This is a genomic window from Actinokineospora sp. NPDC004072 (genome assembly GCF_053604195.1).
Map to the genome: position 1 here is coordinate 62477 of NZ_JBSGHB010000003.1, position 23275 is coordinate 85751.

General features: G+C 73.9%; 24 protein-coding genes. 21 read left to right on the forward strand and 3 right to left on the reverse strand.

The genetic code is table 11. The annotated features are described in order from the left end of the window. Window positions 1-23 precede the first annotated feature (23 nt). From ACWEPX_RS05070 to ACWEPX_RS05085, 4 genes are read left to right on the forward strand one after another with little or no spacing between them, the layout of a single operon-like run. Window positions 24-1223 (forward strand): class I SAM-dependent methyltransferase, encoded by a 1200-nt coding sequence (locus tag ACWEPX_RS05070; RefSeq protein ID WP_451895801.1) that lies wholly within the window; start codon window positions 24-26, stop codon window positions 1221-1223. Beyond that, a complete protein-coding gene (locus tag ACWEPX_RS05075; protein WP_451895802.1) occupies window positions 1220-2077 on the forward strand; it encodes an NAD-dependent epimerase/dehydratase family protein in 858 nt (285 codons plus the stop codon). Before ACWEPX_RS05070 ends, ACWEPX_RS05075 begins: the two co-directional genes overlap by 4 nt. 51 nt (window positions 2078-2128) lie before the next feature. Beyond that, window positions 2129-2671, forward strand: a complete 543-nt coding sequence (locus tag ACWEPX_RS05080; RefSeq protein WP_451895803.1) for a dTDP-4-dehydrorhamnose 3,5-epimerase family protein — start codon at window positions 2129-2131, stop codon at window positions 2669-2671. Window positions 2672-2680: 9 nt separating this feature from the next. Further along, window positions 2681-4066, forward strand: a complete 1386-nt coding sequence (locus ACWEPX_RS05085; protein WP_451895804.1) for an NDP-hexose 2,3-dehydratase family protein — start codon at window positions 2681-2683, stop codon at window positions 4064-4066. On the opposite strand, the gene ACWEPX_RS05090 is transcribed toward ACWEPX_RS05085, so the two are convergent. After that, window positions 4050-5150: a DegT/DnrJ/EryC1/StrS family aminotransferase gene (locus tag ACWEPX_RS05090; protein WP_451895805.1), complete on the reverse strand. Its 1101-nt coding sequence runs from the start codon at window positions 5148-5150 to the stop codon at window positions 4050-4052. The two genes, ACWEPX_RS05085 and ACWEPX_RS05090, sit on opposite strands and share 17 nt — an antisense overlap. A gap of 220 nt (window positions 5151-5370) precedes the next feature. On the opposite strand from ACWEPX_RS05090, the gene ACWEPX_RS05095 reads away from it, so the two are divergent. Both ACWEPX_RS05095 and ACWEPX_RS05100 read left to right on the forward strand, forming a co-directional pair. Further along, window positions 5371-6549 (forward strand): macrolide family glycosyltransferase, encoded by a 1179-nt coding sequence (locus ACWEPX_RS05095; protein WP_451895806.1) that lies wholly within the window; start codon window positions 5371-5373, stop codon window positions 6547-6549. Then, window positions 6546-7931 (forward strand): BTAD domain-containing putative transcriptional regulator, encoded by a 1386-nt coding sequence (locus ACWEPX_RS05100; protein WP_451895807.1) that lies wholly within the window; start codon window positions 6546-6548, stop codon window positions 7929-7931. The genes ACWEPX_RS05095 and ACWEPX_RS05100 overlap by 4 nt, the downstream gene beginning before the upstream one ends. Before the next feature lie 284 nt (window positions 7932-8215). On the opposite strand, the gene ACWEPX_RS05105 is transcribed toward ACWEPX_RS05100, so the two are convergent. Both ACWEPX_RS05105 and ACWEPX_RS05110 read right to left on the reverse strand, forming a co-directional pair. Next, on the reverse strand, window positions 8216-8602 hold the full coding sequence (locus ACWEPX_RS05105; RefSeq protein ID WP_451895808.1) for a hypothetical protein: 387 nt from the start codon (window positions 8600-8602) through the stop codon (window positions 8216-8218). A gap of 56 nt (window positions 8603-8658) precedes the next feature. Beyond that, window positions 8659-10212 (reverse strand): FAD-dependent monooxygenase, encoded by a 1554-nt coding sequence (locus ACWEPX_RS05110; RefSeq protein ID WP_451895809.1) that lies wholly within the window; start codon window positions 10210-10212, stop codon window positions 8659-8661. A 127-nt stretch (window positions 10213-10339) separates the two neighbouring features. On the opposite strand from ACWEPX_RS05110, the gene fabG reads away from it, so the two are divergent. Genes fabG through ACWEPX_RS05185 form a run of 15 tightly spaced genes read left to right on the forward strand, consistent with a single transcriptional unit; the run spans window position 10340 to window position 23274 of the window. Beyond that, entirely contained in the window at window positions 10340-11086 is a 747-nt protein-coding gene (gene fabG, locus ACWEPX_RS05115) for a 3-oxoacyl-ACP reductase FabG (RefSeq protein ID WP_451895810.1), read from the forward strand. A 34-nt stretch (window positions 11087-11120) separates the two neighbouring features. Further along, window positions 11121-11420: an acyl carrier protein gene (locus ACWEPX_RS05120; RefSeq protein WP_451895811.1), complete on the forward strand. Its 300-nt coding sequence runs from the start codon at window positions 11121-11123 to the stop codon at window positions 11418-11420. Continuing rightward, entirely contained in the window at window positions 11417-11869 is a 453-nt protein-coding gene (fabZ, locus tag ACWEPX_RS05125) for a 3-hydroxyacyl-ACP dehydratase FabZ (RefSeq protein WP_451895812.1), read from the forward strand. Before ACWEPX_RS05120 ends, fabZ begins: the two co-directional genes overlap by 4 nt. Before the next feature lies 1 nt (window position 11870). After that, entirely contained in the window at window positions 11871-12926 is a 1056-nt protein-coding gene (locus ACWEPX_RS05130; protein ID WP_451895813.1) for an aminomethyl transferase family protein, read from the forward strand. Window positions 12927-12934: 8 nt separating this feature from the next. After that, the gene (locus ACWEPX_RS05135) at window positions 12935-15205 is read left to right on the forward strand and encodes a beta-ketoacyl synthase N-terminal-like domain-containing protein (protein WP_451895814.1); all 2271 of its coding nucleotides are present in this window, start codon (window positions 12935-12937) and stop codon (window positions 15203-15205) included. Further along, on the forward strand, window positions 15202-15906 hold the full coding sequence (locus ACWEPX_RS05140) for a nitroreductase family protein (RefSeq protein ID WP_451895815.1): 705 nt from the start codon (window positions 15202-15204) through the stop codon (window positions 15904-15906). The genes ACWEPX_RS05135 and ACWEPX_RS05140 overlap by 4 nt, the downstream gene beginning before the upstream one ends. Beyond that, on the forward strand, window positions 15903-17132 hold the full coding sequence (locus ACWEPX_RS05145) for an FAD-dependent oxidoreductase (protein ID WP_451895816.1): 1230 nt from the start codon (window positions 15903-15905) through the stop codon (window positions 17130-17132). Before ACWEPX_RS05140 ends, ACWEPX_RS05145 begins: the two co-directional genes overlap by 4 nt. After that, window positions 17129-18004 carry an alpha/beta fold hydrolase gene (locus ACWEPX_RS05150; RefSeq protein WP_451895817.1) on the forward strand — a complete coding sequence of 292 codons (876 nt, stop codon included), beginning with the start codon at window positions 17129-17131 and terminating at the stop codon, window positions 18002-18004. Before ACWEPX_RS05145 ends, ACWEPX_RS05150 begins: the two co-directional genes overlap by 4 nt. A 13-nt stretch (window positions 18005-18017) precedes the next feature. After that, window positions 18018-18908, forward strand: a complete 891-nt coding sequence (locus ACWEPX_RS05155) for an ACP S-malonyltransferase (protein ID WP_451895818.1) — start codon at window positions 18018-18020, stop codon at window positions 18906-18908. Next, entirely contained in the window at window positions 18905-19300 is a 396-nt protein-coding gene (locus ACWEPX_RS05160) for a phosphopantetheinyl transferase (RefSeq protein ID WP_451895819.1), read from the forward strand. The genes ACWEPX_RS05155 and ACWEPX_RS05160 overlap by 4 nt, the downstream gene beginning before the upstream one ends. Beyond that, complete coding sequence (locus ACWEPX_RS05165) at window positions 19297-20109, forward strand: ester cyclase (RefSeq protein WP_451895820.1); 813 nt, start codon at window positions 19297-19299, stop codon at window positions 20107-20109. Before ACWEPX_RS05160 ends, ACWEPX_RS05165 begins: the two co-directional genes overlap by 4 nt. A gap of 9 nt (window positions 20110-20118) precedes the next feature. Further along, window positions 20119-20889: an alpha/beta fold hydrolase gene (locus ACWEPX_RS05170; protein ID WP_451895821.1), complete on the forward strand. Its 771-nt coding sequence runs from the start codon at window positions 20119-20121 to the stop codon at window positions 20887-20889. Further along, window positions 20886-21362 (forward strand): 4'-phosphopantetheinyl transferase superfamily protein, encoded by a 477-nt coding sequence (locus tag ACWEPX_RS05175; protein ID WP_451895822.1) that lies wholly within the window; start codon window positions 20886-20888, stop codon window positions 21360-21362. Before ACWEPX_RS05170 ends, ACWEPX_RS05175 begins: the two co-directional genes overlap by 4 nt. Then, window positions 21362-22339, forward strand: a complete 978-nt coding sequence (locus ACWEPX_RS05180) for a right-handed parallel beta-helix repeat-containing protein (protein ID WP_451895823.1) — start codon at window positions 21362-21364, stop codon at window positions 22337-22339. Before ACWEPX_RS05175 ends, ACWEPX_RS05180 begins: the two co-directional genes overlap by 1 nt. Then, window positions 22336-23274: an ABC transporter ATP-binding protein gene (locus tag ACWEPX_RS05185; RefSeq protein ID WP_451895824.1), complete on the forward strand. Its 939-nt coding sequence runs from the start codon at window positions 22336-22338 to the stop codon at window positions 23272-23274. The genes ACWEPX_RS05180 and ACWEPX_RS05185 overlap by 4 nt, the downstream gene beginning before the upstream one ends. Window position 23275: the final 1 nt, after the last annotated feature.

Here is a 23275-nt window from a genome sequence, read left to right on the forward strand (position 1 = left end):
ACTACCAGCAGAGAAGAGCGCCCATGTCCACCTGCCGCATCTGCGCGGGCACCGTCACCGAGTTCCTCGACCTGGGGCGGCAGCCGCTGTCGGACGCCTTCCGGGCGCCCGACGACACCAGCGAGGAGTTCTTCTACCGGCTGGCCGTCGGCGTGTGCGGGACGTGCACGATGGTCCAGCTGATGGAGGAGGTCCCGCGCGAGCGGATGTTCCACCAGGACTACCCCTACGTCAGCCAGGGGTCGTCGGTGATGCGGGCGCACTTCCGGGCGGTCGCGGAGCGGTTCGCGCAGACCGCGTCGTTCGTGGTGGAGCTGGGCTGCAACGACGGCACGATGCTGCGGGTGCTGGCCGAGGCGGGCGTGCGGCACCTGGGGGTGGAGCCCTCGGGCGCGGTGGCCGACCTGGCCGCGGCCGCGGGGGTGCGGGTGCGCAAGGACTTCTTCGAGGAGTCGACGGCGCGCGACATCCGGGCGGCCGACGGGCCCGCCGACGTGATCTACGCGGCCAACACCCTGTGCCACATCCCCTACATGGGCTCGATCCTGCGCGGGGTGGACGCGCTGCTCGCCGACGACGGCGTGTTCGTCTTCGAGGACCCCTACCTCGGCGACATCGTGGCGCGGACCTCCTTCGACCAGATCTACGACGAGCACTTCTTCCTGTTCTCCGCCCGCTCGGTGGACGAGATGGCCCGCAGGCACGGCCTGGAGCTGGTCGACGTCGAGCGGCTGCCGGTGCACGGCGGCGAGGTCCGCTACACCCTGGCCCGGCCGGGGGCGCGCGCCCGCACCGCCGCGGTGGACGAGCTGCTGGCCGCCGAGGCGGACCTGGCGTCGATGGCGACGCTGGAGGGGTTCGCGTCGCGCGTGCAGAAGATCCGCTCCGACCTGGTGACGCTGCTGACCGACCTGCGCGAGCGCGGCGAGCGGGTGGTCGGCTACGGCGCGACGGCCAAGAGCGCGACGGTGACCAACCTGTGCGGGATCGGGCCCGAGCTGGTCGAGTTCATCTGCGACACCACCCCGGCCAAGCAGCACCGGCTGGCCCCCGGCTCGCACATCCCGGTGCGCCCGCCCGCCGACTTCACCGCGGACTACCCGCCGTACGCGCTGCTGTTCGCGTGGAACCACGCCGAGGAGATCATGGCCAAGGAGACCGCGTTCCGGGACGCGGGCGGCAAGTGGATCGTGTACGTGCCCGAGGTGCGGGTCATCTCGTGAGGGTGGCGGTGCTCGGCGGGTCCGGGTTCGTCGGCTCCGCGGTGGCCGACCGGCTCGCGGCGGCGGGGCTGGCGGTACGGGTGGTCGCGCGGGAGCCGGGGAACCCGCCGCACGAGGTGGTGCGCGCGGACCTGACCGAGCCCGGGCGGGTGGCGGCGGCGGTCGCGGGCGCGGACGTGGTGCTGTCGCTGGTCCTGCACACCGGCAGCGGGTCGTGGCGGGTCACCGCGGAGGGCGCCGCCGAGGCCGAGGCGGTCAACGTGGGGATCGTGCGGGCGGCCGCGGCGACCGGGCTCCCGGTGGTGCTGGCGGGCTCGACCTCGCAGGCCGCGCCCGCAGGCGAGTACGACCGGCAGAAGCTGGCCGCCGAGCGGGTCGTGCTGGCCGCGGGCGGCTGCTGCCTGCGGCTGCCGACCGTCTACGGGCCCGGGCCGCGCGACCGCGGGGTGGTCTCGGCGATGGTGCGCCGGGCCGCGGCGGGCGAGGCGCTGACCGTCTGGGGCGACGGCTCCATGCTGCGGGACCTGGTCTACGTCGACGACGTGGCCGAGGCGTTCCTGCTGGCCGTGCGGCATCTGGCGGTGCTGCGGGGCGAGCACTGGACGGTCGCGTCCGGGCGCGGTGTCACCGTGCGGGCGCTGTTCGAGCTGGTGGCCTCGACCGTGGCCGAGGAGACCGGGACCGACCCGGTGCCGGTGCGCTCGGTCCCCCCGCCGCCGCAGGCGACCGCGACGGACCTGCGCGGGTCGGTGGCCGACCCGTCCCGCTTCCACGCGGTCACCGGGTGGCGGGCGGCCACCGACCTGGCCGAGGGTGTGCGGCGCGTCTACAAAGGTCTTCCGGGGCACCCCTAACCTGGTGGTATAGGGGTTTACCCGCCCTCCGGGCGGCCGGAAGCTGTCCAGGTGAGAGCGCGCGAACTCGGTGTCGGCGGAGCGTGGGCCGTCACCCCGGACATCCACCGCGACGACCGCGGGTTGTTCGTCTCGCCGTTCGAGGAGCGGGGTTTCCGCCCGCTGTTCCCCGTCGCCCAGGTCAGCACCAGCGTGTCCGCGCGAGGCGTGGCGCGCGGGGTGCACTACGCGCGGACCCGGCCGGGCTGCGCCAAGTACGTGCACTGCTCGCGCGGGCGCGTGCTCGACTTCGTGGTGGACCTGCGCGCCGGGTCGCCGACCTTCGGCCGCTGGGAGGGCGTGGAGCTGGCCGAGTTCCAAGCGGTGTACCTGCCCGCCGGGCTCGGGCACGCCTTCCTGGCGCTGGAGCCCGACTCGACGGTCTGCTACCTGCTCTCCCGCGGCTACGAGCCCGCCGACGAGCTGGCGGTGTCCCTGCTCGACCCGGCGCTGGGCCTGCCCATCCCGGCGGACGCGGTGCTGTCGCGGCGCGACCGCGACGCGCCGACGCTGGCCGAGGCGCTGGCCGCCGACCTGCTTCCGCACTACCAGTAGGGAGTCCCGGTGTCCGCACCCACGCGCACCCCCGTCGAGCGGGTGGCCGAATCCATGCTCCACTGCGGACCCGCGGACGTCGGGGCGTGGCTGGCCGGGCTGGCCGACCGGTGGTGGATGCGGGTCGAGCCCGCCGACCTCGGCGACCTGGCCGGGTGGCAGGTGGAGCCGGGCACCGGGAACCTGCGCCACCACACCGGCGGGTTCTTCACCGTGGAGTCGCTCAGCGTCGACCTGCCGGGCGCGCCGGTGCCGCACTGGCGCCAGCCGATCATCAACCAGCCGGAGATCGGCATCCTGGGCATCCTCGTCCGCGAGATCGACGGGGTGCTGCACTGCCTGATGCAGGCCAAGCACGAGCCGGGCAACCCCAACGGCCTGCAGATCTCGCCGACCGTGCAGGCCACGCGCAGCAACTACACCGGGGTGCACCGCGGCAAGCAGGTGCCCTACCTGGAGCACTTCCGCTCCCCGGAGCGCACCGTCATCGACATCCGGCAGTCCGAGCAGGGCGCGTGGTTCTACCGCAAGCGCAACCGCAACATGGTGGTCGAGGTCGACCACGTGGAGGAGCGGGAGGGCTTCCGCTGGCTGACCCTCGGCCAGATCGCCGAGCTGATGACCGTGCCGGACCTGGTGAACATGGACACCCGCACGGTGCTGGCGTGCCTGCCCGGCGGCGGGGCCGCGCTGGCGGGCGCGGCGGTCGACGGGTTCACCTCGGCCCTGGTCCGCTCGGCCGACCCGGCGTCGCCGAGCGTGCACGGCCTGGGCGACGTGCTGAGCTGGATCACCGAGGTGCGCACCCACACCGACCTGCGGGTCGAGCGCGGCCCGCTGGCCGGGCTGCCGGACTGGGTCTACGACGACGGGCGCATCGCCCACCGCGACGGCGGGTTCTTCGCCGTGGTCGGCGTGCGGGTGGAGGCCGGGGGCCGGGAGGTCGCCGCCTGGTCGCAGCCGATGGTCGAGCCGGTCGGCACCGGGGTGATCGCCTTCCTGGTCAAGGAGATCGACGGCGTGCTGCACGTGCTGGCCCACGCCCGCACCGAGCCGGGGTACGCCGATGTCACCGAGCTCGCGCCGACGGTGCAGTGCGTGCCGGAGAACTACGACCGCCTGCCCGGCAGGCCCCGGTTCCTCGACGAGGTGCTGACTTCGTCGCGCGTGCGCTTCGACACCGTGCTGTCCGAGGAGGGCGGCCGGTTCCTGGGCGCGCGCAACCGGTACATGATCGTGGAGACCGACGCCGACGTGGCGCGCGACGACCCGCGCTACCGGTGGCTGACGCTGCACCAGTTCGACGAGCTGCTGCGGCACAGCTTCTACGTCAACATCCAGGCGCGGTCGCTGCTGCTGTGCCTGCGCAGCCTGATCCCTAGAGGAGCTTGCTGATCGCCTCGATGACCCGGTCCTGCACGTCGGTCGGCAGCGACGGGTACATCGGCAGGGAGAAGATCTCCCCGGCGGCGGCCTCGGTGACCGGCAGGCTGCCCGCGGCGTAGCCGAGGTGGGCGAAGCCGGTCATGGTGTGCACCGGCCACGGGTAGCTGATGTTCAGCAGGATGTCGTCGGCCTTCAGCGCTTCCAGGATCTCGTCGCGGCGCGGGTGGCGGACGACGTAGACGTAGTACACGTGGGTGTTGCCGGGCGCGGTGGCGGGCAGGACCAGGTCGGTGCCGCCGAGGGCCTCGGCGTAGCGGGCGGCCACGGCCTGCCGGGCGGCGATGTAATCGTCGAGCCGGGTGAGCTTGCGGCGCAGGATCTCGGCCTGCACCTCGTCGAGGCGGCAGTTGTGGCCGGGGGTCTCCACGACGTAGTACGTCTTCTCCATGCCGTAGTAGCGGTGGCGGCGCAGGTTGGCGTCGACCTCGGCGGAGTTGGTGATCGTGGCCCCGCCGTCGCCGTAGGCGCCGAGGACCTTGGTGGGGTAGAAGGAGAACGCGGCGGCGTCGCCGGTCGCGCCCGCGATCACCCCGTCGCGGCGGGCGCCGTGCGCCTGGGCGCAGTCCTCCAGCAGGTGCAGGCCGTGCTTGTCGGCGATGGCCTTGAGCGCGGCGATGTCGGCGCACTGGCCGTAGAGGTGGACCGGGAGCAGGCACCGCGTCCGCGGGGTGATCGCGGCCTCGACCTGGGCGACGTCCATCAGGTAGGTGTCGGGGTGCACGTCGACGAACACCGGGGTCGCGCCGAGGGCGTCGATGGCGACCACGGTCGGGGCCGCGGTGTTGGAGACGGTGATGACCTCGTCGCCGCGGCCGACGCCGAGGGCCTGCAGGGCGAGGCGGATGGCGTTGGTGCCGTTGTCCACGCCGACGCAGTGCGCCACGCCGTGGTAGTCGGCGAACTCCCGCTCGAACCCGGCCACGCTCGGGCCGAGGACGAGCCTGCCGGAGGAGAACACCGTCTCCACCGCGTCGAGGATGTCCTTGCGCTCGGCCTCGTACTCGCGCGTGTAGTCCCAGACGAGCGTGGTCATGGCCGCCCCTTCGCAGTCGTCGCCGTCCGGGTGAGCCTATGGCGGGCCACCCGCCTGGGGTAACCCCTATATTCGCAGGTCAGACCCGGTGCGCTAGCCCTGCTGGGGTGGCGGGGACTAGGCCGAACGCCGGCGCGGGGGTAGGGGTCGGGGGTTAGGGGTGTCCTGGCGAACGGCCGCCGACTTACGTTGGCGGCCGAATCCCCACGGAGGCGACCACATGCGGCTGCTGTTCCTGTGCCACCCCGACCACGGGCACGTCATCCCCAACCTGGCGATGGTGACCGAGCTGGCCCGCAGAGGGCACGAGGTGACCTACCTGACCGCGGCGAGCATGGCCGGGATCGCGACCGACGCCGGGGCCGCGGTGGTGACCTACGAGTCGCGCTACCGGGACGCGGACTTCAAGAAGGTCGCCGAGGACCCCGGCTACCTGATGGACCTGCTGCTCGACGAGAGCGCGGCGATGCTGGCCGCCGAGCTGCCGTCGCGGCCGGACGTGGTCGTCTACGACACCTCGATCCTGTTCGCCGGCCGCATCCTCGCCCGGCGGCTGGGCGTGCCCGCGGTGCAGGTGATCCCGGTGTTCGCCTCCAACGAGCACTTCTCCTACCTCAACGCGATGTACAACCCCGACGGCGCCGAGAAGCCCGCCGAGGTGCCGCGCGAGATGCCGCCCTGGGTGATGTCGACCATGCAGCGCATCGGCGCGATGTGCGCCGAGCACGGGGTCGACGTCGCGCCGCCGCAGCTGTGGTTCGAGGTGCCGCCGCTGAGCCTGGTCACCGTGCCGCGGGAGTTCCAGTACGCGGGCGAGACGTTCGACTCGCGGTTCGCCTTCGTCGGGCCGTGCGTGGGCGACCGCGGGTTCCTGGGGTCGTGGGAGCCGCCGTCGAGCGGGCTGCCGGTGGTGCTGGTGTCGCTGGGCGCGGTGTTCAACGAGCACGCCGAGATCTTCCGCACCTGCGTGGAGGCGTTCCGGGACAAGCCGTGGCACGCGGTGATGACCGTGGCCGAGGGCATGGACCCGGCGGCGCTGGGCGAGCTGCCGCCCAATGTGGAGGTCCACCGGTGGGTGCCGCACGTCGCGGTGCTCGAACACGCGGCGCTGTGCGTGACGCACGGCGGCATGGGCACGGCGATGGAGGCGCTGCGGTCGGGGACGCCGATGGTGTGCGTGCCGACCTCGGCGCTGGACCGGCCGACCGCCCGGCGGATCGAGGAGCTGGGGCTGGGCGTCGCGCTCGACCCGGCGGCGCTGACCGCGGCCGACCTGGTGGGTGCTGTTGAAGCGGTGATGGGCACGCCGTCCTACGCCGAGGCCGCCGCGGGGATGGCCGCGGCGATCGCGGCCTCGGGTGGTGCGGCGCGGGCCGCCGACGCGATCGAGCGGGCATGATCGGCATCCTCGGACCGGTCCGGGTGCTGGGCTCGGACGTGCGGATCGGACCCCGCGAGCGCGCGGTCCTGGCCCGCCTGGTGCTCGACGCGAACCGCGTGGTGAGCGTGGACCGGCTGATCGAGGCGGTGTGGCAGGGCTCCCCGCCCGCGAGCGCCCGGGGCCAGGTGGCGATCCTGGTCTCGCGGCTGCGGCGGGCGGTGCCCCAGGTGATCACCACGGCGAGCCCGGGGTACCTGATGCGGCTGTCGGACGAGGACGCCGACTGGTGCCGGTTCAACGCGCTGGTCGCCCGGTCCCGGACCTGCGCCGACCGGATGGGCGCGGTCGCGCTGCTGCGGGAGGCGCTGGCGCTGTGGCGCGGGGTGCCGTTCGAGGACGTGCCGGGGCTGCGCGCGGAGGCGGCGCGGCTGCAGTCGGCCCGGCTGGACGCCGCGGAGGCGTGCGCCGAGCTGGAGCTGGAGCTGGGGCTGCACGACCGGGTGGGCAAGGAGCTGGCCGCGCTGGTCGCCGAGCACCCGCTGCGGGAGCGCGCGCGGGCGCAGCTGATGGTGGCGCACTACCGCGCGGGCAGGCGGGCCGAGGCGCTGCGCGTCTACCAGGACGCGCGGCGGGCGCTGGTGGAGCAGATCGGGCTGGAGCCGGGCCCGCAGCTGCGCGTCGTGCACGAGCAGATCCTGCGCGACGCGCTGCCGCCGCCCGCGCCGGTGGAGGCGCCGTCGCAGCTGCCGCGGCAGCCGCTGCCGTTCGCGGGCCGGGTCGCGGATCTCGCGTTCCTGGACGACGCCCTGGCCGACGGGGCGGACGCGCCGGGGGCGGCGGTGGTGTGCGGGCCGGGCGAGGTGGGCAAGACGGCCCTGGCCCTGCGCTGGGCCCACCAGCGCATCGATCGCTTCCCCGACGGCCAGCTCTACGCCGACCTCGCCGCGGGCGGCCCGGTCCTGGACCGCTTCCTGCGCGCCCTCGGCGTCCGCGCGATCCCCGACGACCCGGGCGAGAAGGCGGCGCTGTACCGCAGCACGGTCGCCCGGCGCAGGCTGCTGGTCCTGCTCGACAACGCCACCGACAGCACCCAGGTCGCCGCCCTGCTCCCGGGCGGCCCGCACAGCCGGGTGATCGTCACCAGCCGCGAGCCGCTGGACGAGTTCGAGGCCCGCTTCGGCGCCCGCCACCTGTTCCTCGACCCCTTGGGCGCCGAGGAGAGCCGCACCCTCCTGGCCCTCCTGCTGGGCCGCGAGTGGGTGGCGGCCGAACCGGGCGAGGTCGCCCGCATCAGCGCCCAAGCCGCGGGCTACCCCCTCCCCCTGCGCCGCGCCGCAGCCCGAGCCGACCGCCAACGCCGCCAATCCTGCGCCCGCAGCCGCACCCTCATCCCCGCCTGACCGGCCAAGGCACCCAATCCGCCTACGGGTGCAGCCTCATCCGCGGCATAAGCGGCCAGCAACTAGATCCGGACTCCGCTCTCGCCGCACCCCATCAGCCCGCCAACCCTGTGGCGGCCTCCAGCCAGACCGACCAACCACCCGGCCCGGGCTCCGCCCGCCACACACCGCCAGCCCCGGCGTGTCAGGCCGGGAAACGCTGCGTCCGCAGGGGTGCAGGGACTGGTGGGGCGGCGGGAGCGGGTTCGGGTCGAGGTGGGTTCGAGAACGGAAGTTTCCTGCCCCTACCGCAGCCCATCCCAATCCTGGCCTGCCCGCGTGAACAGGGCTGGGCCGTGGGGGCCGAGGAGGGTGGGGTGGAGGGTGCGGGCGAGGGTGGCTTGGGTGGTGATCGCGTGGGTGAGGTCGTAGAGGGTTCGGGCGCTGGTGGGGACCTTGTTGGCGGCGATGAGGCCTTCGGCGGCTGCCAGGTCCGGGAGGTCGGCGCGCTGGGTGTCGCGGTAGACGACGACGTGGACGTGGGCGGCGCGCAGGTCGAGCAGGACCCAGTAGCGCAGGGGGCCGTCGGTCAGGGTCAGCTCGTGGGCCTTCTCGGCGGTGAGCGGGACGAAGTCGAAGGCGGCCTTGGTCAGCGGGGCGAACGCCTCCGCCACGGTCCGGTGCTCGGTCACCCCGCTACCCCCTCCCCGGTGGCCACGGTAGTCCGCGCGCGCCGGATAAGGGGTCGTCAGGGGTTGCCAAGTACGGCGCGGAGGGTGGCGGCGATCGTCGACGGGTCGGCGGGGGCGTCCGGGACGCGCCAGGCGACGTGGCCGTCGGGGCGGATCAGGACGGCGCCGGTGGGGCCGATGCCGTACTCCTTGGCCCAGGTCGGCGACTCGTCCGGGGTGATCTCGACGGTGGCGACCTGGCCTGCCGCCGCCTGGGCCCAGCCGCTGCCCGCCCGGGTCATGAGCGTGAACGCCGGGCCGAGCAGGTCCAAAGTGGACACCTCGGCGCCGTCGCGGGTCAGCCAGACGTGCGGGGCGCGGTGGCCGGGGCGGGCGGTGGGGACGTAGGTGCGGTAGGGGTCATCGGGGGCGGGGGCCGCGGTGCCGTCGGGCAGGACAGCCGACGACGTGTAGTGGAAGCCCAGCACCAGGCCCTCGGAGCTGCGCCTGCCCGCCTGCATGGTGATCGCCTCGGCGAGGGTCAGCTCGCCCTCCATCATCCGGAAGGTGATGAAGGCGTTGGCCAGGCTCTCCTCGACCGTGCGGGCGCCGATCGGGTGGCGCTCGGCCTCGTAGGTGTCCAGCAGCCCCGCACCGGCCCGGCCCTTGACCACCGCGGCGAGCTTCCACACCAGGTTGTGGGCGTCCTGGATGCCGCAGTTCATGCCGAACCCGCCCTGCGGCGTGGTCACGTGCGCGGCGTCGCCCGCCAGGAAGACCCGGCCCGAGCGGAACCGGCGCGCGGTCACCGCCTGCTGCAACCACGGCATGATCCCGACCAGCTCCACGTCGAGGTCGGGCACGCCGACCGCCGCGCGCACGACGGCTTCGCAGAACTCCGGGGTGAAGTCGGCCTCGCTGCCGCCCTCGGCGGGGTCGTAGCCGGTCTGGACCATCCACCGCCGCTGGTTGTCCACCGCCTCGACCGCGCACGGGATCTCGTTGCGCAGGAAGTACAGCGCGCACATCCGGTCCTTCAGCAGGTGCACGATGTCGGCGTCGAACATGATGCTGATCATGTGCCCGAGCGGGGGCGGCCCGTCGACCTCGATGCCCAGCGCCGAGCGGATGCCGCTGCGGGCGCCGTCGGCGGCGATGCAGTAGCGGGCGCGCACGGTCTCGCCGGTCGACAGCTCGGCGGTCACCCCGTCGGCGTCCTGGGACAGCGCGGTCATCCGGGTGCCGAAGCGCACGTCGGAGCCGGACTCGGCCAGCGCGCGCAGGATCACCTCGAACCGGTCCTGCGTGCAGATGAACGCATACGTGGGGCTGTGCGGGGCGTCCTCGGCGATCGGGGCGGCGGCGCGGTGGAAGTCGTCGGCGGTCAGGGAGGTGCCGACGCCGACGGCGAGGGTGTCCTCCCGCGGCAGCCCGGCGCGCTCCACCTCGTCCTGCAGGCCCCAGGCGCGCACCAGCTCCATCGTGCGGGTGGTGACCAGCCGGGCCTTGGGGAAGATCGAGGTGCCCGCGTGCTTCTCCACCAGCAGGCTCGACAGCCCGTGGCGGGCGCACTCGATGGCCGCGGACAAGCCGACCGGTCCCCCGCCAACGATCAGCGCGTCTACGTCCATGCCAGCAATGTCGACCACGCCGCCACGGGCGTCAATGGCGCGGATATCCGATTGATAAGGGAAAGAAAACGCAGGTCAGTAGCGTGGCCGTGCACGCTGGCTAGCGGTCTACACGTAGGAGACATCGATGTTCAGCGAAGGCGCGGTGGCCCTGGTGACCGGTGGTTCCCGCGGTATCGGCCGGGCCGTCGCGGTGGACCTGGCCGCCCACGGGGTGCACGTCGTGGTCAACTACTCGCGGTCGGAGGAGCGGGCCAAGGAGCTCGTCGCCCAGATCGAGGCCGACGGCGGCAGCGCGGGCCTGGCCAAGGCCGACGTCACCGACGAGGCCGCCGTGCGGGAGATGTTCCGCGCGCTGCGCGCCGAGCACGGCAGGCTCGACGTGCTGGTCACCAGCGCGGGGGTGACCCGCGACCGGCACCTGATCGCCATGAGCGCGGAGATGTTCCGGGAGACCCTGGACATCAACATGTTCGGCACGTTCCTGGTCTGCCGCGAGGCCATGCGGATCATGCAGCACCAGCAGCGCGGGTCGATCGTGGCCATCAGCTCGACCAGCGGGCTCGACGGCGGCTTCCCCGGGCAGACCAACTACGTCGCCTCCAAGGGCGCGATCATCTCCTTCTCCAAGACGCTGGCCGCCGAGGCCGCGCCGCACAACGTGCGCGTCAACGCGGTCGCGCCGGGGTTCGTCGAGACCGACATGACCAAGGCCATCCCGCTGAAGATCCGCAGCGGCTACGAGTCGCGCATCCGGCTGGGCCGCATGGGCAGGCCGGAGGAGATCGCCAACCTGGTGACGTTCCTGGCCTCGGAGAAGGCCTCCTACATCACCGGCACCGTCGTCGTGGCCAACGGCGGCGGGCTGGCCTGATTCGTCCACACCTTTCACGTTCAAGGGAGCAGTCGTGACCATCGACGAGCTGCGCGCCGCGGCCGCCGCGCGCCGGGAGACCTGCGCGCGCATCAAGCAGATGATCGTCTCCCGGCTGGACCTGCCGATCGAGCCGGACTGGATCACCGACGACCAGCCGCTGTTCGGCCGCGGCCTGGAGCTGGACAGCCTCGACGTGCTGGAGCTGTACGTGGCCATCGAGGCCGAGTTCGGCGTCGCGCTCTACGACAGCGACATGTCGGTCTTCGGCTCGGTGTCCCGGCTGGCCGGGCACGTCGACCCGGCGCTCTCCCTGGCCGAGACCCCCGCATGACGACCGCGGCCCCCACCCGGCTCAGCCACGACGAGGTGCGCGCGATCCTGCCGCACCGCTGGCCGATGCTGCTGCTGGACCGCGTCGACCGGGTGGAGCCGGGCGTCAGCGGCACCGCGGTCAAGAACGTCTCCGGCACCGAGATGTGGTTCCAGGGCCACTTCCCGGAGGAGGCGGTGCTGCCGGGCGTGGTCGTCATCGAGGCGATGGCCCAGCTCGCGGGCGTGGTCTTCGCGCTGGCGGGCGCGGGCCGGATCAGCTACCTGGCGGGGGTGCGGTCGATGCGCTTCCGCCGCCCGGTCGTCCCCGGGGACCAGCTCGTGCTCACCGCCGAGCGCACCGCGGGCGGGCGCGGCTTCGGCGAGTACAAGGTCACCGCCCGGGTGGACGGGCAGGTCGCCGCAGAAGGCTCCATCAGCATCGCAGACCCAGCACATGGAAAGGCCTGACATGGAATCCCCGATCGCCCAGCCCGACGGGACCGTCCACGGCGACGTCCTGGAGGCCAGGGTCGCCCTGCGCTACGGCGCCCTCGCCGCCGAGTACGCCGCCATCCGCGAGCGCGCCGCGCTGCTGGACCTCTCCGGCGCGCGGATCATCGAGATCGCCGGTCCCGCCGCGGTCGACTTCGCCCAGCGGGTGCTGGCCCGCGACGTGGAGTACCTGACCGCCGAGCGCTGCATGACCAGCCTGGTGCTCGACGCCGACGGCCGCGTCGTCGACCAGGTCGTGGTGTGGGGCCGGGAGACCGGCATGCTGCTGGAGAGCTCCGTCGGCGGCGGCGCGCGGCTGCTGGCGCACCTGACCGCGCTGGCCGACGCCGACGTGGAGATCACCGACCGCTCCGCCGAGCTGACCCTCTTCGGCCTGGAGGGCCCCTACTCCTGGGGCGTGGTCGGCAGGCTCATCGACGGCGAGCTGGCCGCGCTGCCGTTCGAGTCCGTCGTGGACACCGAGTGGGACGGGGTGCCGATCGTCTTCGCGCGCACCGGGTTCACCGGCGAGTACGGCTACAAGGTGCTGCTGCCGCGCGCCGAGGCGCAGCGGCTGTGGGACGCGGCCGCCGCCGAGGCCGTCCCGGCCGGGCACGAGGCGCTGGAGCTGGCCATGCTGGAGGTGCGCCAGCCGCTGGTGCACCGCGAGGCGGGCGACGCCGACATCCTGGAGATGGGCGCGAACTGGCTGGTGGACATCACCAAGGAGGACTTCGTCGGCCGCGACGCCGTCCTCGCCGCCTTCCACGGCCCCGCCGGGCTGCGCACGATCGGCTTCACCACCTCGTCGGCCGCGCCCGCCGCGGGCACGCCGGTCACGGTGGACGGCGAGCGCATCGGCGAGGTCGTGCACGCGGTGCACAGCGTCGGCCTCGACGCCGCGCTCGGCCTGCTGCGGGTGCCCGCCGAGCTGGCCGCCGCCGGGCTGCGGCTGACCGTCGGCGACGCCGAGGTGACCACGCTGACCAGCCCGTACGTCACCCCGAAGTCGTGGAGCACCCCGATCATCTAGGAGGAGCCATGCTGGCGCTGCGCCCTGTGGTCATCACCGGCGTCGGGGTGATCTGCGCGGCAGGCCGCGACCCGGAGGAGTTCTGGGCGCGGCTCACCGCGGGCGAGAGCGGCATCACCGCGGTCGCCGACGAGCGGTTCGCCGCGTTCGAGGCCCGCTACGCCGGTCAGGTCCCCACCGAGTGGATCGACTCGCAGCTGCCCGCCGCCGACCACGGCCTCGACCGCACGGCGCGGCTGGCGCTGGTCGCCGCCCGCCAGGCGGTCGCCCAGGCGGGGCTGGGCGCGGTGCCCGGCGAGCGGTTCGGCCTGGTGCTGGGCAAGTGCCAGGCCACCCCGGCCGCCGACGGCGGCTACCAGCCGATGCACGCCACCGGCGACGTGGTCGCGGGCAGGCTGGGCATGCGCGGCCCGCGCATCCTGGTCTCCACCGCGTGCGCCGCGGGCGGCAACGCCGTCGGCCTGGCCAAGGACAAGATCCTCACCGGCGAGGCGGACGTGGTGCTGGCGGGCGGGGTCGACCCGCTGCTGTTCGGCACGTACGCGGGGTTCGCGGGCTTGCAGGCGCTCAGCTCCGGGCCGTGCGCGCCCTACAGCCGCTCCGACGGGCTGAACCTGGGCGAGGGCGCGGCGTTCCTGGTGGTCGAGCCGCTGGACCTGGCGCTGGCCCGGGGCGCGGTGCCGCTGGCCGAGGTCGCCGGGTACGGGCTCTCGGCCGACGCCTACCACGCGACCGCGCCGGACCCGACCGGCCGCGGCGGGGTCAGCGCGATGCGCCGCGCGCTGGCCGACGCGGGGCTGGAGGCGGGCGACGTGGACTACGTCAACGGCCACGGCACCGGCACGCCCGCCAACGACGCGATGGAGAAGAAGGTCATGCGCGCCGTCTTCGGCGAGCGCGCCCCGCAGGTGCCGACGAGCAGCATCAAGTCGTTCATCGGCCACACCCTGGGCGCCGCGGGCGCGGTGGAGGCGGTGGCCAGCGTCCTGGCCCTGCGCACCGCGACCGCGCCGCCGACCATCGGCTTCACCGAGGAAGCGATCGCCGAATCCACATTGGACTTCGTGCCGAACCGGGCGCGGTCCATGCCGATGTCGGTGGTGGTGTCGAACAACTACGCCTTCGGCGGGAACAACGCCGCGCTGGTCCTGCGCACGCCCGGCGCCCCGCGCGAGCACGACGAGCTGCCGCAGCGGGATGTGGTGATCACCGGCCTCGGCCCGGTCACCGGCCTGGGCACCGGCATCGCCGAGGTCGCCGCGGCGGTGGCCGCTGGCCAGGCCAGCGACGCCCCGCCCGCCCTCGACGGCCGCACGTTCGCCCCGCGCTCGCTGTGGCGGCACATGAACAACCTCTCCCGGATGGCCATCGCCGCCTCCCGGCTGGCCTGGGAGGACGCGGGCCTCAAGCTGACCCGCGCCGCCAGCGACGCGGTCGGCGTCATGTTCGCCACCGCGGCGGGCTCGGTGGAGAGCACCGACGGCTTCGACGAGAGCGTGCTGGCCAACCCCACCAAGCCGGCTGTGCTCAGCTTCTCCAACGTGGTGCTCAACGCCACCGGCGGCGCGGTCTGCCAGACCCTCGGCCTCCGCGGCCCCACCACGACGATCTGCAACGGCGCGGCCTCGGCGTCCATCGCCCTGGACTGCGCGGTGGAGACCATCCGGGCGGGCAAGGCCGAGGTCGTGATCGTCATCGCCGCCGACGAGGCCGGGAGCCGCGGGCGCTCGGCGGCGGGGCTGTCCGGGGTCACGCCCTACGACCGCGACTCCGCGGCCGCGCCCCAGGCGTCCGCGGCCGTCGCGCTGGTCGTGGAGTCGGCCGAGCACGCCGCAGCGCGGGGCGCCCGGGCCTACGCGCGCGTGATGGCGACGTCCCACGCCGGGGCGGGCGACGGCGGCGAGCGGGAGGTGGTCGAGCGGGTCATCGCCGGGGTGCCGACCGATGTGGAGCTGGTGGTCGGGGCCGCGACCGGCGGGGCGGACGACGCCGACGAGGCCGCCGCCGTGCTGGCCGGGGTGCCGGGCGGCCCGCTGACGGCCTCCACCGGGCTCACCGGGGACTGCGGGTCGGCGACCGGGGCGCTGAACCTGGCGCTGGCGGCGCTGGCGATCCGCGACGGGGTGGTGACGGCCATCCCCGGCCTGGAGAACCCGCACACCGGGGGCATCGAGTCCTATGTGGCCAAGCCGGTGCTGCCGGGGCCGGTGCGCCGGGCGATGGTGCTCACCGCCGCGCCCGGGTCGGTGCGGGGCGCGGTCGTGCTGGGGGCGGTATGACGCCCTTCGACGTGCTGGAGACCGACCGGCTGCTCACCACGACGCGGTCGGTGCGGCGGCGGCTCGACCTGGAGCGGCCGGTCCCCAGGGCGGTGATCGAGGAGGCCCTGGAGGTCGCCGTGCAGGCGCCCACCGCCAACGACCAGCAGAACTGGCGGTGGGTGGTGGTCACCGAGGCGGCGACCAAGGCGCAGATCGCCGAGCTGGTGGAGATCGCCTGGAACTTCCACGAGAAGGAGTCGTGGACGCGCTCGGGGCGCAGGCGCGAGCAGGCCAAGCGCAACCGGGCGTCGGCCGCGGCGCTGGTGTCGATCCTGGCGCGGGTGCCGGTCATGGTCATCCCCTGCGTGCTGGGGCGGCCGCCGGACATCGGCGAGATCGACCGGCAGTGGCTCCAGACCCGCATGGGCAAGCAGACCGCGGGCGTCACGCTGGGCGCGATGCGGGCCAGCAACTTCTACGGCTCGATCTTCCCCGCGATCTGGTCCTTCCAGCTCGCCCTGCGCAGCCGGGGCCTGGGCAGCACCATCACCTGCACGCACGTCCCCTTCGAGCGGCAGGTCGGCGACCTGCTCGGCATCCCGGCGGGCGTCACGCAGATCTGCCTGATCCCCGTCGCCTACACCATCGGCACCGAATTCCGCCCGGCGAACCGCCACGCGGCGAAAGAACGCACCCACTGGGAGAGGTGGCAGCCATGAGAACCGATGTCGTCATCGTCGGCGGCGGCATCGCCGGGGCCTCCGCCGCGGCCTACCTCGCCTCGCACGGGGTGGACGTGGTGATGCTGGAGAAGCAGGACCGCTACACCGACATCGTCCGCGGCGAGTGGATCGCCCCGTGGGGCATGCGCGAGGCCCAGCTGCTCGGCGTCGAGGACGCCTTCGGCCTCGGCGGCGCGTGGGAGATCCGCGAGTGGACGCAGTGGGACGAGACGACCGACGACCCGGCGACCGCCGAGACCGTGGACATGACCCGCTTCGTCCCCGGCGTCGGCGGGCCGCTGTCGTTCCCGCACCACGCCGTCTGCGAGCTGATGGCCGAGCAGGCCGCCGACAACGGCGCCCGGGTCATCATGGGCGCGCGCAAGGCGACGGTGGGCGAGGGCCCGGTCGTGCGCTTCCAGACCGAGGCGGGCGACCACGAGATCCAGGCGGGCATGGTCATCGGCGCCACCGGGCGCGGCTGCACCATCGGCCGCCAGATCGGGGTCACGATGGCGACCTCGGTGCACCACTGGGGCGGCGGCGTGCGGGTCGAGGGGCTCGACGACTGGCCGATGGACGTGCAGGCGATGGGCACCGAGGGCGAGAAGATGTTCATGGTCTTCCCCCAGGGCGACGGCATGGCCCGCCTCTACATCAACTTCCCCACCGCCAACAAGCACCGCTACCGCGGCGAGGGCGCCGTCGAGCGGTTCCTCGCCGACTTCGAGCTGGAGAGCCTGCCCGACCGCGGCAAGTCGGTCTACGCGGCCGCGCGGCCGATCGGCCCGCTGAAGGTGTGGCCGTCGGTGTCGATGTTCCCCGAGGTCCCGATCGTCGCCGACGGGGTCGTGCTGGTGGGCGACGAGGCGGGCAACGCCGACACCGTGCTGGGCACCGGGCTGTCCTGCAGCCTGCGCGACACCCGCACGGTCTGCGACATCCTGCTCGGCGACGACTGGTCCACCGCGGCGTTCGAGCCGTACCTGGTCGAGCGGAAGTTCCGGATGGACCGGCTGCACTTCGGCGCCGGGATCATCGCCAAGCTGCACTGCGAGTTCGGCCCCGAGGCCGTCGCCCGGCGCCGCCGCGTGCGCGAGCTGATGGCCGAGAACTTCGCCGCGCAGGTCACCGGCTTGCTCAACATGGTCCCGCCGGAGGAGGTACCCGAGTTCGGGTTCAGCGAGTTCTTCGCCGAGCGGCTGTTCAGGGAGAGGGCATGACTGACACCTTGCTGACGGGGTCGGCGCACGTCAACGGCATCGACATCGCCTACGTCGACCGCGGCGAAGGCGACCCGGTGGTGCTGCTGCACGGGTTCCCCGACTCGCACTACCTGTGGCGCCACCAGATCGACCCGCTGGTCGAGGCCGGGTTCCGGGTGATCGCCCCGGACCTGCGCGGCTTCGGCGCCTCCAGCAAGCCGCAGGAGGTCGAGGCCTACGACATGCGCACGATCGTCAACGACATCGTGGCGCTGACCCTGCACCTGGGCATCCAGCGGGCGCACATCGTCGGCCACGACTGGGGCGCGGCGATCGCCTGGATGTACGCCTTCCTCATGCCGCGCCGGGTCGACCACCTCGCGGTGCTGTCGGTCGGGCACCCGGGGGTGTTCAGCACGCCGTCGATCGAGCAGCGCGCGGCGAGCTGGTACATGCTCTTCTACCAGTTCCCCGGCGTCAGCGAGCAGCTGCTGCGGCGCAACGGGTGGCGGCTGTTCAAGGAGATCATGGGCAATGAGGGCGACTACCAGCGCTACCCGCGGGAGCTGGCCAAGCCGGGCGCGCTGACCGCGGCGCTCAACTGGTACCGCGCCAACCGCTCCCCCGCCGCCGAACTGCGCGTCGAGCGCAACTTCCCGCCCGTGCTCGCCCCGACCCTGGGCGTGTGGTCCACCGGGGACAAGGCGCTGCTGGAGGAGGGCATGACCGGCTCGGTGAAGTTCGTCAAGGGCCCGTGGCGCTACGAGCGGGTGGAGGACGCCAGCCACTGGATCCCGCTGGACCAGCCCGAGCAGGTCACCAAGCTGCTGCTGGGCTTCCTGGGCACCGAGCAGGCGGCCACCACGCCCACCCGCCGCAGGCGACTGTAGGAGGGGGCGCGCCGTGATCGCGTTCGTGTTCCCCGGGCAGGGCACGGTCCGGGTCGGGATGGGCGGCTGGCTGCGGCGCGACCCGGCGGCCGCCGCCGCCTTCGCCGCCGCCGAGGCCGTGTCGCCGGGCGTGGCGCAGGTGTGCGCGCGGGGCCCGCTGGAGCGGCTGGTGGCCGAGGCGCAGCCCGCGGTCACGGCGTGCAACCTGGCCGCGCTCGCGGTGCTGGCCGAGCGCGGCGTGCGGCCCGACGTGGTGGCCGGGCACAGCGTCGGGGAGCTGAGCGCGCTGTGCGCGGCGGGCGTGCTGGAGGTGGACGCGGCCCTGCGGCTGGTGACCGTGCGGTCCCGGCTGATGGCCGCGGTCCCCGGCACCGGCGGCATGGCCGCCGTCATCGGCCTGCCGGTGACGCGGGTGGAGGAGCTGGCGGCCGCGGCGGCGACCCCGGAGGAGCCGCTGGTGGTCGGGCTGGAGAACGCCGCCGACCACGTGGTCGTCTCCGGCTCCTTCGCCGCGATCGCGCGCATGGACACCGCGGAGGCGAGCAAGGTCGTCGCGCTCAAGGTGGCCAACGCCTTCCACTCCCCGCTGATGGCCCCGGCCGTCGACGGCTGGGCGGCCGCGGTGCGCGCCGCGGCGCTGGCCCCGCCCCGCGTCCCGGTGATCCCGAACGCGACCGCCGAGCCGACGACCGACCTGGCCGTGCTGCGGGAGGCGCTGATCGAGCAGCTCACCGCCCGGGTGCGGTGGACGGCGACGATGGCCCACCTAGCCGACGCCGACACCTGCGTCGAGGTCGGCGACAGCAAGGTGCTCACCGGCCTGATGCGCGGGACCGGGACCCGGTGCGCGAGCATGGCCGACCCGGCCACGCCGCGCAGGCTGCGCAGGGAGCCGGTCGGATGAGCCGCTGGGGCAGCGCGGTCGTGGCCTTCGGCGGGTTGTCCGCGCCGGAGGAGCTGGTCGCGCCGATGGCGCTGGACACCGTCTACTCGCGCGCCGAGCGGCTGCGCTCCACCGAGGGGCGCACGCTCCAGCACTGGGCGGGCAGGCTGGCCGCCAAGCACGCCGTGCTGCGGCTGCTGGGCGTGCCGGTGTCGGAGGAGTCCCTCGGCGGGGTGGAGGTGCTGCCGCAGCCGTCGCCGATGTGCTCGCGCAGCGCGGCCTGCCTGCACGGGCACCCGCCGGAGGTGCGGCTGCGCTCCCCGCTGACCGCGACCGGCAGCATCCGCGTCTCGGTCAGCCACACCGCCGACCTGGCGGTCGCGGTGGCCCTCAGCCAGGAGGACGACGCATGACCCCCATCGAGCGCCACCTCGCCGCGTGGCGCACCGGCGACCCGGACGCCGCGGCCGCGGTCGCGTCCTTTGTGGACCCCGACACCGACAAGCCGCTGTCCGGCCACGCCCTGGCCGCCCACGCCCGCGGCTTCATGACCCGCTTCCCCGGCGGCTTCGAGTTCACCCGCGTCGCCGCCGGGTGCGCCGAGTGGACGGTCACCACCGCCCACCGCGACGCCTACCTCGGCATCCCCGGCACCGGCGCGGAGATCACCTTCAGCGGCACCGACGTGCTCACCGAGGACGCCGGCGAACTGCACGTGCACCGGCACTTCGACCGCCTGGCCGTTGCGGAGGCACTGGGCTACCAGGGCCGGTTCGTCCCCCGCTCCGACGGCACGCGCGAGTTCGGGGTCAGCTCCCGCAGCCCGGGCAGCCCCGGCACCCCGGGCGCGCTCGCCCTCACCTGGCTGTCGGTGCGCGACGGCGACGAGGCCGCCGACGTCGACCTGCTCAGCGTCGAGGTCGTCAAGTCGATGCGGGCCGCGCGCGGCTTCCTGGGCGTGGGCACCTTCGACATCGGCGACCGCAAGTACACCCTGACCGCCTTCGACCGGCCGGAGTCGGTGCGGTCGATCCACGCCCGCGCCCACCAGCGGGCGATGCGCCGCTTCTTCCGCGGCGGCCTGTGCACCGGCGCCTACACCAGCGTGTGGACGCTGGCCAAGGAGAGCCACTTCGCCCGGTGCGCCGACTGCGGCGCGATGGCGGCCGCCGGGAAGCCCTGCGACTGCGGCTGGACCCCCGCCGCCGACCCGCTGTTCTAGGAGCCCGCCTTGACGACCTTCACCGCAGAGCACCACGCCGCGACCGGCAAGCCGCTGGTGGCGTTCATGTCCGCGCTGTTCGCGGGCGGCTGGATCTGGGACCGCCCCTACGCCGCGCTGGCCGAGCGCGGCTGGCCGGTGCTGCGCACCAACGAGCCCATCTGCGCGCTGGACAGCCGCGTCGCCGGGTCGATCGAGCGCCTCGGCGACGCCCTCATGGAGTCCTGCGACGCCGTGGGCGCCAAGCAGGTCGTGGTCTGCGCCAACTCCCTCGGCGGGCTGGTGGCCATCGACCTGGCGGGCAGGCACCCGGACCGGATCAGCGCCATCGTGGTCAGCGGCGCGCCCGGCCTGACCCCGGACCCGGACGTGGGCCTGAACATCGACCGGCGCGCCGACGTGCGCCCGACCGGCCCGGAGTTCCGCGACCGCATGCTCGCCGCGCTCTTCCACGGCACGCCGCTGTTCGGCGAGGAGCAGGTCGAGGAGGTCGGCAGGCTCCTGCAGACCGGACCGGCGATGGTGGCGATGGCGCGCAGCATCCGGGCCACGCGGACGTACAAAGTGGACCCGGCGATGGCCAAGGTGGAGTGCCCGTCGCTCTACGTCTGGGGCCGCCACGACCGGATGACCCCGATCGACCCGTGGCTGGAGCTGGTGCCCCGGCACGCCGGGACGGAGTTCGTCGCCGTCGAGGACTGCGGCCACATCCCGATGGTCGAGGCGGCCGAGGAGTACAACGCGCACCTGCTGCGGTTCCTCGAACGGGTCGGCGGGTGATCGCGCCGCCGGTGCTGGTCGGGGTCGACGTGGTCGAGGTCGACCGGATCAGCCGCGCCGTCGCCTACAGCGGCCCCGCCTACGCCCACCACGTGTGCGCCCCCGACGAGCAGCCGCTGCACGAGGACCCCGAGCTGGCGACCGCGGCCACCGTCGCGGTCAAGGAGTGCCTGGTGAAGGCCCTCGGCGGGCGGCCCCCCGGGTTCTCGTGGCACGACTTCACCGCCGAGGGCGACGGCGGTGGGGACTGGGCGCGCCCGCTGCTGGACGCGGCCGTGCCGGAGTTCGCCGCCACCACCGACATCGCGCTGACCCGCTTCAGCGCCTACGCCGTGCGCGGCGCGAGCGCGGCGGCGGCGCTGGCCCGCTTCCCCGGCGGCGCCGGGGTCGCCGCGGCGGCCCGGTGGGGCTGGCGCGGGAACTTGATCGTCGCCCTTGCCATACTGACCGCGTTCCCGGAAGGAGCACGCTGATGCCGACGGCAGTCGAGGTCCAGGTCAACCCCGGGGAGTCCATCCAAGCCGCGATCGACGGCGGCGCGCTGTCCATCCGGTTGGCCGAGGGCGTCTACGCGGGCGGGGTCGCGCTGCCCGACGGCGCGCGGCTGATCGGCGCGGGCGCGGGCCGGACGGTGATCATCCCGGGCCAGCGCGCGGAGAGCACCATCCCGCCGCTGCACGACGCCCCCGAGGCCGTCGACCACGGCATCGCCCTGCACGGGGTGAACGACGTGGTGGTGGAGGGCCTGACGCTGCGCGGCTTCTCCGGGGCCGGGGTGTACGCCCACACCGCCGCCGGGCTGCGGCTGGTGGACGTGGAGTCCGACGGCAACCGGGTGTGGGGGCTGTACCTGCGCGAGTCCAGCGGGCTGGTCGTGCGCGGCTGCCGCGCCTCGGGCAGCCAGTACGGCGGGATCGCGCTGGCCTTCTGCGCCGCGGCGGAGGCCGAGATCGCCGACTGCGAGGCGACCGGCAACGCCTACGGGGTGTTCGTGGACAACTCCAGCCGCGCCCGCGTCCAGCGGGTGCGCGCGCACGGCAACGCGGCCGGGATCCTGATGCTGCACCAGACCTACCCCGGCGAGCCCGAGGGCGGGGTGACCGACTGCCTGGTCGCCGACTGCGACCTCACCGGCAACAACCTGGCCGCGGGCGGCGACGACCCGCAGGCGCCGGGCGCGGCAGGCCCGCCGATGTCGGGCGTGGGCCTGGCGATGATCGGCGTGCAGCGGGTCGCGGTGGTCGGCAACCGGATCACCGGCAACCACCCGGGCGGGCCGTCGGTGATGCCCGCCGCGCTGGTGGTGGCCTCCTCGGCGGACTGGGGCGGGTCGGCGTCGGCGGACAACACCATCGAGTGGAACACCGTCACCGGCAACTCCCCGATGGACGCGCTCGTCGACCCCGACGGGCAGCGCATGGTGAACAACGCGATCGGCGAGGCCACATGAGTCCAGCCCTGGAGTGCGCGGACCTGGTCAAGCGCTACGGCGACAAGACCGTCGTCGACCACGTGGGCTTCCAGATCGCCGAAGGCGAGGCCTACGGCCTGCTCGGGCCCAACGGCGCTGGCAAGACCACGACGATCTCCATGCTCGTCGGCCTGCTGCGCCCCGACGGCGGCGCGGTGCGCGTCGGCGGGGTCGACGTGGCCGCCGACCCGGTCGCGGCCAAGCGGCTGATCGGGTACGTGCCCCAGGACATCGCGCTCTACCCGGAGCTGACCGCGCGGGAGAACCTGCGCTTCTTCGGCAGGCTCTACGCCCTGCCCCGCCGCGAGCTGGCCGCGCGCATCGACGAGGTGCTCGACATGGTGGGCCTCGCCGACCGCGCCGACGACCGCGTGCAGACCTACTCCGGGGGCATGAAGCGGCGCACCAACATCGCCGTCGCGCTGCTGCACCGGCCGCGGCTGCTGATCCTGGACGAGCCCACCGTGGGCGTCGACCCGCAGAGCCGGGTGGCGATCCTGGACAACGTCGAGCGGCTGGTCGCCGAGGGCATGAGCCTGCTCTACACCTCCCACTACATGGAGGAGGTGGAGCGGGTGTGCACCCGGGTCGGGATCATCGACCACGGCAAGCTCATGGCCGACGGCAGCAAGCGGGAGCTGGTCGCCGAGCTGGGCGGCAGCGACCGCATCGAGCTGGTCCTCGACGGGGACGTGGCCACCGCGGTGGAGAAGCTGCGCGCGGTGGAGGGCGTCACCGAGGCGGTGGTGACCGGGGCGTCGTCGGTGCGGCTGCTGGCGGGCGACGGGCGGCACCTGCTGCCGACGCTGATCGCCGCGACGGCCGGGGCCGCGGCGGTGACCGGCGTCGAGGTGGTCGAGCCCGACCTCGAAGCGGCGTTCCTGCACCTGACCGGCAACACCCTGCGGGACTGAC

What these genes read in the sequence shown, in the direction of transcription:
- ACWEPX_RS05070 (WP_451895801.1), top strand. Translation starts at nt 24, where the DNA reads ATGTCCACCTGCCGCATCTGCGCGGGCACCGTCACCGAGTTCCTCGAC.
- ACWEPX_RS05090 (WP_451895805.1), bottom strand. Translation starts at nt 5,150, where the DNA reads ATGACCACGCTCGTCTGGGACTACACGCGCGAGTACGAGGCCGAGCGC.
- ACWEPX_RS05095 (WP_451895806.1), top strand. Translation starts at nt 5,371, where the DNA reads ATGCGGCTGCTGTTCCTGTGCCACCCCGACCACGGGCACGTCATCCCC.
- ACWEPX_RS05100 (WP_451895807.1), top strand. Translation starts at nt 6,546, where the DNA reads ATGATCGGCATCCTCGGACCGGTCCGGGTGCTGGGCTCGGACGTGCGG.
- ACWEPX_RS05110 (WP_451895809.1), bottom strand. Translation starts at nt 10,212, where the DNA reads ATGGACGTAGACGCGCTGATCGTTGGCGGGGGACCGGTCGGCTTGTCC.
- fabG (WP_451895810.1), top strand. Translation starts at nt 10,340, where the DNA reads ATGTTCAGCGAAGGCGCGGTGGCCCTGGTGACCGGTGGTTCCCGCGGT.
- fabZ (WP_451895812.1), top strand. Translation starts at nt 11,417, where the DNA reads ATGACGACCGCGGCCCCCACCCGGCTCAGCCACGACGAGGTGCGCGCG.
- ACWEPX_RS05130 (WP_451895813.1), top strand. Translation starts at nt 11,871, where the DNA reads ATGGAATCCCCGATCGCCCAGCCCGACGGGACCGTCCACGGCGACGTC.
- ACWEPX_RS05135 (WP_451895814.1), top strand. Translation starts at nt 12,935, where the DNA reads ATGCTGGCGCTGCGCCCTGTGGTCATCACCGGCGTCGGGGTGATCTGC.
- ACWEPX_RS05140 (WP_451895815.1), top strand. Translation starts at nt 15,202, where the DNA reads ATGACGCCCTTCGACGTGCTGGAGACCGACCGGCTGCTCACCACGACG.
- ACWEPX_RS05145 (WP_451895816.1), top strand. Translation starts at nt 15,903, where the DNA reads ATGAGAACCGATGTCGTCATCGTCGGCGGCGGCATCGCCGGGGCCTCC.
- ACWEPX_RS05150 (WP_451895817.1), top strand. Translation starts at nt 17,129, where the DNA reads ATGACTGACACCTTGCTGACGGGGTCGGCGCACGTCAACGGCATCGAC.
- ACWEPX_RS05160 (WP_451895819.1), top strand. Translation starts at nt 18,905, where the DNA reads ATGAGCCGCTGGGGCAGCGCGGTCGTGGCCTTCGGCGGGTTGTCCGCG.
- ACWEPX_RS05165 (WP_451895820.1), top strand. Translation starts at nt 19,297, where the DNA reads ATGACCCCCATCGAGCGCCACCTCGCCGCGTGGCGCACCGGCGACCCG.
- ACWEPX_RS05180 (WP_451895823.1), top strand. Translation starts at nt 21,362, where the DNA reads ATGCCGACGGCAGTCGAGGTCCAGGTCAACCCCGGGGAGTCCATCCAA.
- ACWEPX_RS05185 (WP_451895824.1), top strand. Translation starts at nt 22,336, where the DNA reads ATGAGTCCAGCCCTGGAGTGCGCGGACCTGGTCAAGCGCTACGGCGAC.